14 protein-coding genes and 1 riboswitch are annotated in these 17000 nt (G+C 34.2%); of the genes, 8 read left to right on the top strand and 6 right to left on the bottom strand.

Annotated elements, in window-relative coordinates; translation table 11 throughout:
• The first annotated feature begins 206 nt into the window (after positions 1–206).
• From BMY14_RS16225 to BMY14_RS16210, 4 genes are all read left to right on the top strand, one after another.
• Positions 207–1190 carry a Ppx/GppA phosphatase family protein gene (locus BMY14_RS16225; protein WP_091834116.1) on the top strand — a complete coding sequence of 328 codons (984 nt, stop codon included), beginning with the start codon at positions 207–209 and terminating at the stop codon, positions 1188–1190.
• Positions 1191–1605: 415 nt separating this feature from the next.
• Positions 1606–2892: a magnesium transporter MgtE N-terminal domain-containing protein gene (locus BMY14_RS16220; RefSeq protein WP_091834113.1), complete on the top strand. Its 1287-nt coding sequence runs from the start codon at positions 1606–1608 to the stop codon at positions 2890–2892.
• Positions 2889–4154, top strand: a complete 1266-nt coding sequence (locus BMY14_RS16215; protein ID WP_091834111.1) for an Nramp family divalent metal transporter — start codon at positions 2889–2891, stop codon at positions 4152–4154. The genes BMY14_RS16220 and BMY14_RS16215 overlap by 4 nt, the downstream gene beginning before the upstream one ends.
• 49 nt (positions 4155–4203) lie before the next feature.
• Positions 4204–4554: a DUF4260 domain-containing protein gene (locus BMY14_RS16210; protein WP_019554578.1), complete on the top strand. Its 351-nt coding sequence runs from the start codon at positions 4204–4206 to the stop codon at positions 4552–4554.
• Between the two features lie 171 nt (positions 4555–4725).
• Here the strand turns inward: BMY14_RS16210 and BMY14_RS16205 are convergent, their stop codons facing one another.
• From BMY14_RS16205 to BMY14_RS16195, 3 genes are all read right to left on the bottom strand, one after another.
• A complete protein-coding gene (locus tag BMY14_RS16205) occupies positions 4726–6030 on the bottom strand; it encodes a sensor domain-containing diguanylate cyclase (protein ID WP_091834109.1) in 1305 nt (434 codons plus the stop codon).
• An 85-nt stretch (positions 6031–6115) separates the two neighbouring features.
• Entirely contained in the window at positions 6116–6634 is a 519-nt protein-coding gene (locus BMY14_RS16200) for a hypothetical protein (RefSeq protein WP_091834106.1), read from the bottom strand.
• 203 nt (positions 6635–6837) lie between these two features.
• On the bottom strand, positions 6838–7473 hold the full coding sequence (locus BMY14_RS16195; protein WP_091834103.1) for an MCP four helix bundle domain-containing protein: 636 nt from the start codon (positions 7471–7473) through the stop codon (positions 6838–6840).
• 350 nt (positions 7474–7823) lie between these two features.
• On the opposite strand from BMY14_RS16195, the gene BMY14_RS16190 reads away from it, so the two are divergent.
• The 3 genes from BMY14_RS16190 to BMY14_RS16180 all read left to right on the top strand — a co-directional run bounded on the left by BMY14_RS16190 (position 7824) and on the right by BMY14_RS16180 (position 10307).
• A complete protein-coding gene (locus BMY14_RS16190; RefSeq protein ID WP_245741455.1) occupies positions 7824–8144 on the top strand; it encodes a DUF3781 domain-containing protein in 321 nt (106 codons plus the stop codon).
• Positions 8145–8302: 158 nt separating this feature from the next.
• A complete protein-coding gene (locus tag BMY14_RS16185; RefSeq protein WP_091834099.1) occupies positions 8303–8782 on the top strand; it encodes a DUF4405 domain-containing protein in 480 nt (159 codons plus the stop codon).
• Between the two features lie 247 nt (positions 8783–9029).
• Positions 9030–10307 carry an MFS transporter gene (locus BMY14_RS16180; RefSeq protein ID WP_091834096.1) on the top strand — a complete coding sequence of 426 codons (1278 nt, stop codon included), beginning with the start codon at positions 9030–9032 and terminating at the stop codon, positions 10305–10307.
• Positions 10308–10417: 110 nt separating this feature from the next.
• Here BMY14_RS16180 and BMY14_RS16175 read toward each other — a convergent pair whose 3' ends face one another.
• Positions 10418–10765 carry a hypothetical protein gene (locus BMY14_RS16175; protein ID WP_091834093.1) on the bottom strand — a complete coding sequence of 116 codons (348 nt, stop codon included), beginning with the start codon at positions 10763–10765 and terminating at the stop codon, positions 10418–10420.
• A 147-nt stretch (positions 10766–10912) separates the two neighbouring features.
• Positions 10913–10996: riboswitch (cyclic di-GMP riboswitch) on the bottom strand.
• Between the two features lie 484 nt (positions 10997–11480).
• Here BMY14_RS16175 and BMY14_RS16170 point away from each other — a divergent pair.
• The gene (locus BMY14_RS16170; protein ID WP_143063188.1) at positions 11481–12950 is read left to right on the top strand and encodes a multicopper oxidase family protein; all 1470 of its coding nucleotides are present in this window, start codon (positions 11481–11483) and stop codon (positions 12948–12950) included.
• Positions 12951–12953: 3 nt separating this feature from the next.
• On the opposite strand, the gene BMY14_RS16165 is transcribed toward BMY14_RS16170, so the two are convergent.
• Positions 12954–14369: a sensor domain-containing diguanylate cyclase gene (locus BMY14_RS16165; protein ID WP_177177631.1), complete on the bottom strand. Its 1416-nt coding sequence runs from the start codon at positions 14367–14369 to the stop codon at positions 12954–12956.
• A gap of 363 nt (positions 14370–14732) precedes the next feature.
• Positions 14733–16454, bottom strand: coding sequence for a methyl-accepting chemotaxis protein (locus BMY14_RS16160; RefSeq protein WP_091834088.1), 1722 nt, complete (start codon positions 16452–16454; stop codon positions 14733–14735).
• Positions 16455–17000: the final 546 nt, after the last annotated feature.

The following is a 17000-nucleotide window of genomic DNA, read 5'->3' as shown; positions in this document are numbered from 1 at the left end:
AAGGGCTTAATAATTGAGGGATCTTTTTCTCTACAGAACAGGTAGTTATCTGATTTTTTAATAGCAGATAACTTAACCATAAATTAACATAAGTTTGCTTGAATTATATTATAATAGATATAGGAATTTTGTGTATACGCATGAAGCTTCATTATCTTACATGATAATTTAGTTGTAGAAAATATAGATTGATGGAGTGATTTGATATGGTTCAGGGAATTATTAATATTGGCTCAAATTCTATCCGTTTGGCAATATACAAAATAGATGACAGTCAATTAACAGTCTTATTGAATAAAAAGCATTCTTCTAGTTTGGCTTCTTATATTAAAAAAGAAAAAATGCTGCAAGCTGGCATTGATAAAACTTGTCAGGCAATTTCTTCATTTAAAACTTTATTGGAGACATTTCATGTTACGAATATATCAGCCTTTGCTACGACGGCTTTGCGAAATATTTCAAACAGTGCAATGGTTATTACACAAATTATGCAAAAAACAGGTGTAAGCGTTACTGTCCTTTCGGGAACGGAAGAGACAGCACTTGATCTTTTCGGAGCAACATATGCTATGCAGAATCAAAACGGCTTGCTCCTTGATATCGGTGGAGCGAGTACAGAACTGGTTTTGTATGAAAATGGACGTATCGTTAATTCCGTAAATCTGTCGATAGGTTCACTTAATGCTTATGAACAGTATGTTCAATATTTGCTGCCAAATAAAAAGGAACAAAAAATGATTAAAAATGCGGTTTTAGTGGAATTGGCACAAATTACTGATTTTGCTCCGAGACCACAAACCTTTATTTGTGGTATGGGGGGGTTGATTCGTGCAACCGGAAGAATCAATATATCTTTATTCAATTTGTCGATGAATACAGCTGAAATTAAAGTGTCTAACATGAAAAAAATGATTAAGCTTTTAGAGAATGATGAAGAAAATGAACTTCTTTCGAGTGAAACATTGAAGGTTCTATTAAAAACAGTACCAGGACGCATTGAAACAATCGTACCGGGACTAATTATTTTACATACGCTGAGTAAATATTTTAAAAACGAAAGAATTGTGGTTAGTAAATCGGGCATTCGTGAAGGTTATTTATATAAAAACATACTTACTGTAAAAAAACAGACTGCCCAAACGATTTCTCCGATAGAAGCCAAAAATGAATCAAATTATGCTGCAAGTTGACAAAACAACGATAAGAATTAGGTGCTAAACGGAAGAATGAACAAAGTCTCCGAATAAAAAATAGCTGAGGCAGAATAAGATGTATAACAAAAATCCTGATATTAGCTATACATAAAAATCGAGAACTATCTCGATTAACGATTTTTTCTTGATATTTTTAACTTATTGGTGATTAACCATTAATAATTAGGAGTTGTAAAATCAGCTAAGTATGAACTATAATTGTTATATGAGAAAAAGTGTATAAATTTGCATCAGCTAGTCGGAAGCTTGGGGTTTAGTAACGAATTTTTACAAGCAAACAGACATCATTAAATAGTTTGAGTGATGATAAAAGTATGTCACTCAAACTATTTTTACGCAGGGGGGCATTTTACATAATCCGCTTTTAGTGGATAAAAGGAGGTATTCTACTATGGTAGAGGTACAAGTTTTAGGAGAATTTTGCTTTAGTCGATTGTTAGGAAAGCCCATCTATGATAAAAGTAATCGAAAGATAGGCAAAATCAAAGATATGGCTGTACGGTGGGAGAATTCTTATCCACAAATTATCGGAATTAAATATGAATCAAGAGAACATCAATTAATTGCTATAGATCAGATAGAATCTTGTACGTATCGAGAAATAAGACTAAAAGAAAACTTTGCGATAGAAAAAACTATCATATTACATGAAACGGATATTTATATTAGCAAGTGGTTGCTGGATAAGCAAATCATCGATTTAAAAGGATCGAAACTTGTTCGTGTTAATGATATTATTTTGTCATGGGTCATGCAGGAAAATATTGAATACATGACATTAGTTGCTGTTGATATTGGAATAAAAGGACTTTTACGTCGTCTTGGCCTAGAGTTTTTAGTCGCTGGTTGTAAAAACAATTTATTGGATTTGCAATATGTGAATCCTTTAGAAAATTGGAATTCCTATCTTCAGTTGAATCGTGAAAAACAACAAATCAGTCAGCTTCATCCTGCAGATATTGCGGACTTACTAGAGGAAATGGATTATAAAACGCGTGCAGGTTTTCTTGAGACTTTAAATGATCAACAAGCAGTTGATACATTGGGGGAAATGGATTTAGATGCGCAGGTTGAAATCATTGAACAAATGGATCAACAGCGGGCATCTGATTTGTTGGAAGAAATGCCACCAGATGAAGCCGCCGATATTCTAGTAGAAATGACAGCAGAAAAATCAGAAGAACTACTCAATTTGATGGAAGTCGACGATGCTGAGGGCGTGCGTGAACTTATGCAGTATGAGGAAGGTACTGCTGGTGCATTGATGACAACGGAATTTATTGCATTTTCTGCAGAGCTTACCGTGGAAGAAGTCATTAACCGTCTTAGAGCGTTGGCACCAGAAGCTGAAACAATCTATTATCTTTATGTGGTAGATAATGTTGGAACACTACAGGGCATATTGTCCCTGCGGGAATTGATTATTGCAGCACCAGATAAAATATTGCGAGATTTAATGCATACGAAGCTGCAGACGGTACAGCCGGATGATGACCATGAAAGTATAGCACAAGTTATCAATAAGTATGGACTACTGGCTGTGCCGGTCATCGATGAGCAGGGGATTATTTTAGGTATTGTTACGGTAGATGATGTTCTGGATCTCTTGTTGCCGGAACAGGGGAAAATCGATATGCACTCTTGGTTTACCCTTCGCAAGTGGGGAGGTAGAAAATGAAAAATATGCGCATGCGTTTAAGTTTATTTTTTGCAGTAATGGGGCCAGGTGTTGTTACTGCTTTTGCTGATAATGATGCTGGTGGTATTGCTACCTATGCTTCGGCAGGGGCAACTTATGGTTATGATTTATTATTTACACTTTTAGTTAGTTCGATTTGTCTTGCTATGGCGCAAGAAATTTCAGCACGAACCGGCGCGATTACCGGGCGCGGTTTATCCGATTTGATTCGTGAATCCTTTGGTGTAAAATGGACTTTTTTTGCTATGATTGTATTAATGATTGCGAATGTGGGGACGACTGCATCGGAATTTTCTGGTATTGCTGCCAGTTTTGAAATGTTTGGTGTCAATAAAATTATTGCAGTACCTCTTATGGCCTTTACGGTTTGGTGGGCTGTTCTTAAAGGAAATTATTCTCGAATTGAAAAAGTGTTTTTTGTATTGTGTGCAACTTTTTTAAGTTATATTATATCAGGAGTTATTATAAATCCTCCGTGGGAAGAAGTTCTTATGACTTCATTTACACCTACATTTCACAGTGATGCAGCGTTTCTTATGATGGCTATTGGTATTATTGGTACAACAATCACTCCGTGGGGACAATTTTATATACAGGCGGCAGTGGTTGATAAAGGTATAACTGTAAAAGATTATAAATATATTTTTTGGGATGTTATGCTGGGGGCATTTTTTACTTGGCTTATTGCATTTTTTGTAATTGTAACTACAGCGGCTACTTTCAATATCAACCATATTGAAATTGAATCGGTAAAAGATGCAGCAATGGCACTGGAACCTTTGGCTGGAAAATATGCAAGTATGTTGTTTTCTTTTGGGTTATTGGGAGCTTCCATGCTTGCAGCATTTATATTGCCATTGAGTAGTGCCTATGCTGTTTGTGAAGCATTTGGTTTTGAAAGTGGTGTCAGTAAAAAACCAAAAGAAGCATCCGTTTTTTTTGGCGTATACACCGTGATTATTTTATTAGGCGCAGGGATCGCACTGTGGCCAAATATATCCTTAACGGATGTCATGTTAGTATCCCAGGTTGTTAATGGGGTATTATTACCACCTATTCTGATTTTTATGGTACTCATTGCTAATAACCAAACGATTATGGGCCAGTATAAAAATTCGGAATGGTATAATATTGTTGCATGGATATTCACAATCGTATTAATTGCTTTAACACTTATGTTGTTATTGTCTACAATTGCACCTGAATTTATGAAAAATTTAATGGAAGCAAGTGGATTTTAAATAATCGTTCTAAATAAAAGTACTTATAGTAAAGTCAAGGGATGGTGTGATGATGATAAAATTTATTCTGAGAGCTGAAAATGCTGTTATTTTAATAAGTAGTATCTATTGGTATTCTTTTTGCCAGTTTAATTGGATAGTATTTGCAGTATTATTATTAGCGCCTGATATTTTTATGATTGGCTATTTTGTAGATAAAACTTTAGGTGCATATATATACAATATTGGACACACGTATGTATTGCCTGTGATTTTGCTAGTGTATGGTCTATATACAGCACAGCAGACCTTCATGATGATTGCTACCATATGGATCGCTCATATTTCATTGGATCGTACATTAGGGTTTGGACTGAAATATGGGTCGGACTTTAAAGATAATCACATGCAAAACGTGTAATAACAAAAAATAAAAAGCTATACGTTTCTAATTTTAAGTTTATAGTTTTAAAAAGGGCTGATGCACATGTTTTATTATGTGCATCAGCCCTTTTTTGCTTTATAATTGTGTATTTTGCTAGTAAATAGGCAAGTATTAGATTTCATATTCACGTGTATGGATTATATAAATTTATGTGCAAACTCTATTACGTCCGGTAGATTTCGCACGATAAAGTGCCTTATCTGCATGATTAATAAGCTCTATTACTTCTTGTTCAGGGGAACACTGCATAGTTACAATGCCTAGACTGACAGTAAGATATGTTGAAATTTTAGACCCTTTGTTAGAGATATGAAGATTTTCAACTGCAATTCGCATTTTCTCAGCAAGGGTTTCGGCGTCCTTCTCATTTGTTCTTGGTAACATACAAATAAATTCCTCACCGCCATAGCGCGCAATGAGCTGGGTGGGATCGGAAACACTTCCAGCTAAAGCCTTTGCAACTTGTTTCAGGCAATCGTCTCCAACCAAATGCCCATAATAGTCATTTAAACCCTTGAAAAAATCAATATCAATCATAATAAAAGATAATAGCTCTCCATGTTTTGCTAATTTATCGTATTCTAAAGATACTATATTATCAAAATATCGTCGATTTGCCAGATCGGTCAATCCATCAACATTACTTAATACTTCAAGCTTTTTTATGGCGGCTTTTAATTGTTCTTCAAGCATTTTTCTCGCATGAATATCGGTCAGCATGATAAAGGAGCCCATATAATTGTTTTTGTTATCCATCATTGCTTTTACAGAAATAGTTACCCAATGTTTAGAACCATCTTTTTTTCGTAAATATTGATCGTAGGTTGCATCTTTTCCTTGTATTCTTTCCAATATTTTTCTTTTCAGATCTTCCAAATGTTCTTCAAATAATAAATCTTTAAAACGTTGTCCCATCAATTCTTTGATTTCATAGCCAAGCATAGATGCTAATTTATTATTAACAAATATAATTTTCAAATCGTGCCCAGTAATTAGAATTCCTTCATTGGCAGTCTCAACCATAAAACGGTAACGAGCTTCGCTTTTTTGCAATTTTTCTTCGGCTATTTTGCGATCGGTAATATCAGATCCAAGAACAATAAAAGAACAAACTTTTTTATTTATGTCAAATTCAGGTATATATTCTACCTTAATCCAACGCTTTCCAATATGCATATTAAAGTAATATTCATATGTGGCAATTTTTCCTTTTTTTACGATTGAAATGTATTTGATGGCATTTTGATAGTTATTTTCTGAAAGTATTTCATTCATATGTTTACCTATAATTTGTTCTCTTGAGATATTATAAGCTTTAATAAATGCATTATTAACAAATTTATAGCGCAAAGTAATGGCATCAATATAGGCAACATAAGCAGAAATGTTATTCAGTATGAAAAATGGTTCTGCTTTGAAAAAGTTTTTTAATAAAAAATGTTTTCGTTTCAAAATGCTCTATCCTCCCTGGAATAAGTTTTGTGTAGAATTTGCCAAGGCTGCTGTTTCATTGTTTTAGATTATTTTTTGAGAGGACCTATACTATTTCACCAAGTGGGAGATCGTTCTTATTATCTATATTTGAATTGGTCTCTGCTTTATTCCTTGGAGCATTAAGAAATGTATTTGCATATTTTTCACCATACAATTGTTTAAATAACATAATGGACTCTTTAAATGACAAACTAGAAGGATCAACGTGAACTGGAGGTTCATCACGAATGGAGTTGTATGAAATGCTGCCATCTTCTGTATGGGCAATGTTTTGAGGGATTTGTAACTGTATGCTTTTTGTATTGAAGTCATAATAGTATATTACTGTGGTTTTAGCCGTAATACCGTCAGCTTGATCAAATTCGATATTATCACATTGAATCGTGTAGTAGGGTGGGGCATATTTTACGGATTTGATAGAGGTTTTATCCAGATAAGTATTAAAGTCTGCACCAGAGTCGATTTTTATATACTTGTCGGGATGATCATCATATTGATTGGCAAAACAAAGACTGCTTAAAATTACCATAAATATTATAACAAAAGGAAATATTCGTTTCATTTAATACCTTCTTTCTTTTGAGCTTATAAAAATTGATGATATGATTAGCATAAGAAAAATGAAACCTGTGCTGTGATTATACACCAAAATTGTTTCTAAATCTACCAAATATAGGAGGAAAATTGTGGTTACTTATTTCTTTTAATGAAAATAACAAAACCCGTGTCTCTGCGAAGAAACACGGCATTATTAGCCTTATTGATTTAAGAGTTAATATACCAATTTACACCTAATAAAGTGGCAATTAAGGTGATTATAATAGATGTCCATACAGATTTAACCATTTCGGTCTTGCTAAGTTCATTCATTTCCGTGGCAGCTTGATTAGAATCGTTTGCAATCTTATCCAAAGCGGACAGAACGTTCTTAAATAAAGGTACTGTTTCTTTCTGATATAACGCATATGATTCTTGTTTCTTGTTTTGTGTTGCCAGGTCTATTATATGATTGTCGGCAGTGCGGAGTTGCTGCAAAGCATCTTTCAAAGCGTTCATTTCGTTAATTTGTGTTGCTGTTAATGATAGCTGCTCATAGGCTGAAAAATTTTCATCCAGCTCTTTTCTTTTTACAATGAGATCGTTTTTGAGCTTTTGATTTTCGCTGTCTTCGGTCGTAAGCATTAAACTATATACATCTTCTACAGTTTCATGTAATAATACCTTGCTTTTATAAGCGGATTGCATTTGCTTCATATTTATGGTGAAAAGTTGATCCATTCGAGCACTACCTTGCTTTACAGCCAAATTTCCTGTTATCGATACACCGATAATAGAAAAAATAAATACAGTAATTAAAAGCGTCAGTTTTTGCTTAGCTTGTAACTGTTTAAACCCTTTCATCTGGATAAGGACCTCCTTGATTTTAGAAACACATTCCTTCTAGGCCATATCGCTTTAAATTTATTATATGCAATCTTATTGAAAAAAAGATGAAATACATCACTATAATTTATTTTTCTCCGAATTATTTTTTCATCTCTCACTATATCGTGTAGCAATATTATTTTGTATTGCAGGATAAAAAGTTAAATATTGCTGTGAATTATATTTTTGTATTATACTATAAACAAAGAAACAGTTGATGTGTGGTTGAGTTTGTTCTCCTCTAAATTATTGATTTGAAAAGAACCCGCTTACCGTTTTAGACGGTTTTTTTCATGCCATTTACGGCATGAAAGAATGGCAAAAAGTTGTATATAATAGGGAAAAGGCTGTTTAAAATCCATGAACTTTGCAAAAATACGATCAGGGAGTTGAATATTATTACTGCAAATGAATTGCTTTTAAATTTAAATAAGTTGCATACAACCGATTTGGGAATTGTACGCATCAAAAGAAATCTTTCGTTAGAAACAGATGAAGTCGTCAATTGGTGCAAAGAAAAGATACAGAAGGCTAGTTCGATTACAAATAAAAAAGGTAAAAATTGGTATGTGAATATAGATAATTGCATCATTACAGTAAATTCTTATAGTTACACCATTATAACAGCGCATATGATAAAGAAGTAGTTGTTCTACAAAGGTGCATTCATGTTACAAGTGCATAAAAATATATAAACTGCCAGAATTATGCTGGTGGTTTGTTATTTACAGGTGTGTGAAATATTTGGAAAAGATAGAATAGATTTTTAATAGTTCTTAAATCATACGAAGGGGAGGTAGCTAACATGTTTAAAGGAATATCTTCACGACAGCTTGTTTCTCTATTGACTTTGTATTTGTTTATTTTTATGGTGTTGACTGGTTTGGTATTGTATATAGTACCGCCGACCAGGGTAGCTCGTGAGTTACAGTGGACATTGGCAGGAATTTCTAAGACGGAATATATTAGGTTGCATACGATTTTGTCTTTGGGTTTCTTAGTAGCAGTTTTACTGCATGCTTGGTATAATCGTTCCGTTTTGTGGAGATATCTGTTATTAGGCAGGCAGGAAAAAATATGGAATATCGAGTCCATATTAGCACTTGTATTTATACTAGTATTGCTGGGAGCAAGTTATTTTAATGTGCCGCCGGTGGATAAAATAATGTCTTGGGGCACGTCATTCAAGGAAAGCTGGGGTGGACCTGGAGGTGGACAACGATTGCGAGATGGGAAGAATCGTGCTGTGCAACAGGTGGACCAAACTCAGAGAGAAATGCAATAAGCAAATCAATATGAACGCTTAACTGGTTCGCGACGAATTTCAGTGCAGTTCCACACAGCTTTTTCTCGAGGCGACGAAAGACCTGAGCTCTATAGAAAATAGGGCTCAGGTTATTTTTACGTCATCCCGTAAACGTAATCCTACGTGAATCTGAAAGACTTTTCATGCAAATACATATATTTTTTGTTACACTTCAATACAGACATATTCGTAATCTGAAAAGAGATACCAGAAAGGAGCATCCTGCTTGCTAAAAAATAAATTAATTCCAATTTTGCAAAGAGTTTTTTCTTCTTTGAAGCATAAAGAATTCCGCTATTTTTGGTTTGGACAATGTATATCCTTGATTGGTACCTGGATGCAGCGAACAGCACAGGTCTGGCTTGTTTATACGATGACGAATTCACCTTTTATGGTAGGAATGGTTGGGGTTTGTCAATTTACACCGATCCTTCTTTTTACTTTATTTGCGGGAGCTCTGGTCGATCGCTTTTCAAAACGAAATATTTTGTTGATGACGCAATCTGCTTTGATGATTCAAGCGATTGCTTTAACTCTTTTAGCTTATCTTAATATGCTCCAATATTGGCATATTCTGTTGCTTAGCATTTTTTTAGGATTAACACAAACCTTTGATATGCCGGCACGCCAGTCTTTTTTTATTGAACTCGTTGGCAGGGGGGATATTATGAATGCCGTGTCACTCAACTCGACAATTGTGAATTTGGCAAAGATTATTGGGCCTGCTTTATCGGGAATTGTGATGGTGAACTTTGGAACAGTGTATTGTTTTTCGATCAACGCCATTAGCTTTTTTGCAGTATTATTAAGTTTGTTTTATATTAATGTTTTACCGCAGCAGATTATACGGAAAAAACAAAAGGTTATCAAAGAAGTGAAAGAAGGCTTATCCTATATTAAACAGAGTAAAGCGTTGATGATCAATATAATATTTATGGCAATTATTTGTACCTTTGCAATGAATAATGCAGTTATTATCCCTGTTTTTGCCAAAAGTGTACTAGGTATGGGGGCGGCGGCTTATACTGGTTTGATGAGCGCAGCTGGAATTGGTGCATTTATTGGTGCAATTTTTATGGCTTTTCGTGCCGAAAAAGGGGTAGAAAAAAGATTTTTTCTGCTTTGTTTATGTACAACCGCACTTTTACAAGTTTTTATGGTCTTTGTTGCAGATTATAATGCAGCCTTTCTTTGTGTTGCCTGTATCGGTTTTTTGAATTTAGCTTTTATGAATATGGGAAATTCGATTTTTCAATTAAATTCTGATGATGAACATCGTGGCAGGGTCATGAGTGTATATTCTTTTCTTAATCAGGGATCTACGCCTGTGGGAAATTTTTATGCAGGAACTGCGATGGAATATCTGGGTGGAGTATGGGGATTTCCCTTATGTGGAATAGCAGCATTGGGATTATTGGGTGTCGTATTTATTTGTGAACGCCAAGAGCTTTTTAGTTGGATTCATGATAAGGAGAAGCGAGCAAATGAAAAAAATTATATTTGAGGGAATCAGATGCTCGGATAAGTCGAACACCATCAACTATCTCTGAGTGAATGATACCCCCCTGAACATCCTCATATTTCAATAGGTGTATTACATCGGATGAATTTTGATTATATTTTCCTTATTTTAAAATTATCCAGTCCACATTGTTTGCTTAAAATTTTAAAAGCAGGTTCTAGTAATAAATTGAGAAGAGTTAATTCATAAGGAGGCAAATCAGGATCTGTATCAACTTTACATAAGAAGTTCATGCGAACTGATTTAGTTAAGCATCCTTTAGTTTGACAATTTTTATTCTTGTCAAGATTATGTCTTTCTGCATCTACGTAAAGATGAAACTGTCTTCCAGATGTTATAATCTGATTGTCAAACAGACATTTTCGTATTGTATTAGCAATTTTGGGCGGATGCTTGTCGCCGCCTTCTTTAAAATTAAAAGAAAGATAGAATTCAATCATATTTAACAACCATTTCTACAGTTAATATTTTTATACTTTAAATGTGCGTACATCGCTCACCGATTTTTTTCGTATACATTTATTTTCTTCTTACAAAAAAAATACTGCCAGTACATAGGATATCGGTATATTTTATACACGATTCGCTTATGCAACCTGGCAGTCATGGAATACTTCTTTAGACCCATAGTTTTGCGCCCTTGTTTTTCAACAAGTTTGCCAATATATAATACAAAATTTTTAAAAGAAAAATATTTCAGAGCTTTAATCATTATTTCTATTCATTAAATTATAATATATTATTTTTTGTGAAATTGCAATCATAAGTTAAGCAGTAGATTAGTCGACGAAACACATACTTGCCATTGACATTCACGCTAACCAAAACAACAAGAGTTCATCAAATATAATCCGTCATTCTTTTTGATGAAGTTTTTATTGAAATAATAAGAGGTAAGACGTATACTTACAGAGTAGTTAATTCTTTTTGAATAAAACTTACATTGAAATACTTTAAGTATGAACAAATTTTGTTATATTTTGCTTTTGTAAGACGAGTAAGCCGATAGATAGATTGGTATTAGTCGTCTATTTTACGTTCTTAAAAGCTATATACTAAAAACATGGTGAAACAGAAAATTAGCTGGTGTTTTAGGCTAATAAAAATGCACAGATCATGTACAAATTATTATATTTTATATGAGGGGGAGAACGTATGAAAAAAAGATCTATGATTATTCTTGCGATTACTATTGGCATATTGATTGGAGCTTTATTCATTTATATGAGTTTTTTTGGCCGGATGAGAATGAATGGATCATCGAATCATATGATGGAAGGGATGCACGACAGTATAGCAAAGCTTGAAAATAAAACGGGAGAACAGGGATATTTAAATATACCACCTATAATAAAAGGAGAAATGAATAGTAGTGGAGATATCGTTTATTCTTTGACTGCGGAGAACGGTGCTGTACAATTTAAAGATGGTGAAAAGACAAAAACGATGGGATATAATGGAAGTTTTCTTGGACCAACAATTGTAGTTAAAAAAGGTCAGAATATACAGATAAACTTGATTAATCATTTAAATAATGAACAGACGACATTTCATTGGCATGGACTTATCGTGCCATCAGATATGGATGGTGGTCCCCATAGTCCGATTGATGCAGGAAAACAAACAACAATTGCATTTCATGTAAACCAAGAGGCTGCTACATTATGGTATCATCCACACGTAATAGGAAAGACAGCTGAGCAGGTCTATTTAGGTCTTGCTGGTATCTTGATTGTAAAAGATGAAAATGAATCGAAGCTTGGTTTGCCCGAAAAGTATGGAATTGACGATATACCGGTAGTCGTTCAAGATCGCACGTTTACTGATACAAACCAATTTGATTATGAGAAAGACTATAGAGCAGACGGAACTGCAGGAAATACGCTTCTTGTCAATGGAACGATTAATCCTTATATTGATGTTACAACGAATGAAGTAAGATTGCGCTTGCTAAATGGATCGAATGCTAGAATTTATACCTTTAGTCTGAGTGACAACAGCACATTTAAACAAATTGCTACAGATGGTGGATTGCTTAATAGTCCTGTAGAAATGCAGGCACTTTCGCTTTCACCAGGGGAACGTGCAGAAGTTATAATAAACACAGATAAGATGTATAAAAATGGTGATGTTTTAAGTCTGATGACTGGTGATATAGCGGTATTGAAGATGCAGATAGGAGAACGCAAAGATACGAAAAACACAATGCCTATAGTATTGAATCAATTGCCAGAAATAAATGATTTCTCAATGATTGATAGAAAAATCGTTTTATCTGGAATGGCCGGAATGGTTGAGATAAACCAAGAAAAATTTAATGAACATCGGATAGATGCCTATGGAACAGTTGGAAAGCGAGAAATATGGGAAATTTATAATCAAAAAGATATGATGGGGGGAATGGTTCATCCATTTCATATTCATGGAACTCAGTTTAGAATCATTTCACGCAATGGAATATCTCCAGCGGCGAATGAAAGAGGCTGGAAAGATACAGTTGCCATTAATCCTGATGAGCGAGTGAAACTTGAGGTTATGTTTATAGAAAAAGGGATATTTATGTATCATTGCCATATTTTAGAACATGAAGATAATGGAATGATGGCGCAGATAAAGATTGAATAATAATCAAGCTTGTGTATCAGCCATGGTAATGCTGTTTCTATTTTTTTTGCTGATGTACAAGGCTTTATCGGCTGCGAGTAGTAAATCTCTTATTGTAGCAGCATTTTCAGGATAGCTTGCAATTCCAATACTAGTTGTACATGGAGCTAGTGCTTTTTGGCACAGTGACCGAATTTCTTCGGCAGTATGCTGAGCTTCTTTTAGAGAGATATTTCGTAGAATAATCGTAAATTCATCACCACCAAAACGAAAGACGGACTTAATTCCGGCTACAGCTTGGCATAGTTCAGTGAAATTTTGCAAGGTATCATCTCCGCTTGCATGCCCCTGCGAGTTATTTAGTTCTTTGAAAAAATCAAGATCTAAAATCATTACAACAATTTGGTCTACTGCATGGGCTTGGATTTCTTGATCCAGTTTTTTAGCTAACCTGTCAAAAGCACGGCGATTATACGCTTTGGTTAAACTATCTAATTCCGATTTTTCTTTTAGTGAAATATGCAGTTTTTGCAGTATGGATATCGTTGAATTGTAAGCATGAATCATTTCATGAAATTCTCCGGCATAGTCCATTGTATTAATTTCTTTGTATTTTCCCTGACGGATTAATGCGAATGCTGAAATTAAACGCTCAATAGGGTCCGTGACCCGACGAATTGTATAGATTGCAATCGTGATCAATACAATTGTGATAATAAGAGCTGATATCATATTTTGATAAAATAATAATTGACGAAATCCAGTTAATTCAGAAGTAGGAAGATTGACGGTAACCAGCCAGTCTAATGTTGGAACCTTGCTATAACCTACGTAATTTTCTTGCCCGAAAGGGTTGGTATGAATTAGCGCACCATTTTGATCTGAAATTATTGAAAATATAGATGATTTTTGTCCGATTCGTTCTGCTAGATGATGATAAAGAATAGTACCCTGTTTGTCAATAACGGATATATAACCATCACGACCAAAAATCGTATTGTCAAAAACCAAGGGGAAACTATTTTCATGGATACGAATTGAACCGATAAGCACACCTGTAATTATGCCATCTTGCAAAATAGGTGTTGCGATGGCGATGATTTGATAACCAGCCGTATTGATATAGACGTCGGTAATGGAGGTTTCACCTTGAAGGGCTGCCTGAAAAAAATCTCGTTTTGCTAGATTGACGGTGGGGAGATCGGGTATTCCACTAATTCTAATGAAATTCCCCTGTAAATCTAAAACTGCCATGACGGTTATATTTGGTGTTATCTCATTCATAAGATCTAATTCTTTTTGATTTTGCCAAATAGCAGGGGTATTTGCAGTTTTTTTTAAGGTATATTCAATATTTTCCAAGGCGGAAGAAAGTTGTACGGCAAAATTTTTTGCAGCCCGTTCATTGATAGATAGTATTAGATCATCAAGATTTGACATAACAAATTTATCGAAAAGTATAAATTGAAGTAACGTACTGCTGAGCATTAATATGATAAGTAAGAGTGCAAATTTATGAAAGATGCGCAATGATATCACCACCTTTTAGAACTATATATTCTCTTTATTGTAAGAACATCCCTTTTTTAAAAAGAATATGAAGTTACAAAGATTCATGATAACGAGAAGCAGGCGGATAAAAAAATTCTATTTAATTGCAGACAAGAAAAGACCTCTGATCCTTTTTTGGATGAGAGGTCTTTTCTTTAAATGATATACTATTATCCCGGAAGAAGAAACACTTAAAATGTCATAATTTATTATACTGATACAGGACAACATAGGTATGAAGCGAACCGAATTTTACACTTTAAATTTGCGTACAATAGTTTGCAAGTCTTCCGCCATTTTTGCTAAATGTGTGCTTGCACTAGCGATTTCTTCCATTGAAGCAGATTGCTCTTCTGTTGCCGCTGAAATTGTCTGTGTTTCACTAGCGGCTTTACGGGATTCTTTATCTATATTGTTTGATGATTCAACAACACGCTTTGTTCCAGCATCCAATTGAGTCGTTGAAGCTGTAATTTCTTCGATGCCATTTCCTATTTCTGTAATCATAGTAAAGATATTGTTAAATTTATCGCCTGCACTATTAGCAAAATCCTCGCCAGATTGAACCTCTTTTTTATTTTCATTCATATATGAAACAGCTTTTTCTGTGTTTATTTGAACATTTTTTATTAAATCTACAATTTCTTTTGTAGATTGAGCAGATTGTTCTGCTAATTTTCTGACTTCTTCGGCAACAACAGAAAAGCCTCGTCCAGCATCGCCAGCTCGTGCTGCTTCTATAGCGGCATTTAAAGCTAAAAGGTTTGTTTGATCGGCGATAGAGGAAATTATACCTATGATTTTATCAATCTCTTTCGAATACTGACTTAAAGCATGAATGACTTCTGCAGCATTTTCAGTTTTTTCACCAATACGTGCCATTTGTTCTATCGTTGTTTTAATAGCCTTTGTTCCTTCAAGTGCTGTATCAGAAGTTCTTTTACCAGAGTCATTGACTGTCTGTATATTTTTAGTTACCGTATTAATCCCCTGAATCATTTCACTAACAACCGAAGCTGTATGTTCAATAAGTTTGAGTTGTTTCGTACTACTATCAGCTACATGCGTCGTTGATTCTGCTACCTGTGTAGCCGCCTGAGAAGATTGTTCTGCACTTGCTGTGAGTTGTTGCGAAGAAGAAGCCATTTGTTCAGCCGCAGCTAAAATTTGTTGAATTAATTTTCTTATGTTACGAGTCATTTTATCCACGGACTGAGATAATATACCAAATTCGCTTCTATCTAGCAGGCTTTTTTCTGAAATATTATTTGAAAAATTTCCATCAGCAAGATGTGTCAAGAAATTTACAGTCGTTTTTAATCTGTTTCCTATTTGCTTAACCGTTAATATACCTATACTTAAACCTAATAAGATGGCAATTAAGGTAATTATACTAGATGTCCATACTGATTTTACTATTTCGGTCTTACCGAATTCATTCATTTCAGCGGCGCCTTGATCCGAATCATTTGCAATTTTATCTCCAGCAACTAAAATATTTTTCAATAGTGGTGCTGCTTCTTTTTTAGATAAAGCATATGCTTCTTGATTTTTATTTTGTGTTGCTAGGTCGATTATTTGATTGTTAACAGCACGGTATTTTTGTACAGAATCTTTTAGGGCATTTATATCGCTAACTTGTGCTGCTGTCAATGGCAGCTTTTCGTAGGTTGCAATATTTTCATCTAATTCTTTTCTTATTTCAGCGAGATCCGTTTTGAGTCTTTGATTTTCGCTAGCTTCAGTTGAAATTATTAAAGCATATATGGTTTCTACGGTTTGATGTAATAATACTTTGTCCTTATAAGCCAATTGAATTTGTTTTACATTCGTTGTGTAAAGCTGATCCATTCGAGAGCTGCTTTGCTTTAATTCTAGGTTGTTCGCTAATGAGACACCAATAATGGCAAAAACAAATACAGCAATTAAAAGCGTCAATTTTTGTTTAACTTGTAAGTTATTAAACCAATCCATATTAATAAGTACCTCCTCGAATTTCGAAATATTATATATTTTATAACATATAATACGTATTTTTTATTATATGTTCCATTTTTGAACAAGAAGATTTCAATAATAAAGCCATGTTTCGCTGAGAAACATGGCTTATTGGTCCTATCTGTAATATTCATTACGCGTAGGCTCGTTCAAACCCAATAATGTAATGCTCCACATAAACCACCAATTTAATAAGAAATAAATGTCTGTTTTTTATTTGTAACATACATAATATTTATGATGTATGTTGGGGTGAGGTAATATCCCTGTTGTGTATAAAAAGTAATTAAGAATAGGACTATTATACCATATTTTATGATTTGTGTAATATATTGTACGATATTATATTATAAAATTTTTATAGGCAAAAAGGTATCTCTTGTGCTGGGGCAGTAGTTCCAACATAAGAGATACCTTGAATTTATGATACTGTAAATTTTTCAAGACCAAATGAAGTGGATTTTGTCGGCTTTCACTCAATAAAGAGGGGTTTGCGAATTTATAGGGAAAATATATTTAGGC

This window comes from Propionispira arboris, assembly GCF_900109225.1.
GTDB classification, from domain to species: Bacteria; Bacillota; Negativicutes; order Selenomonadales; family Selenomonadaceae; genus Propionispira; species Propionispira arboris.
The sequence above is the reverse complement of the archived record's forward strand: the minus strand, read 5'-3'. Positions and strand labels throughout refer to the sequence as shown.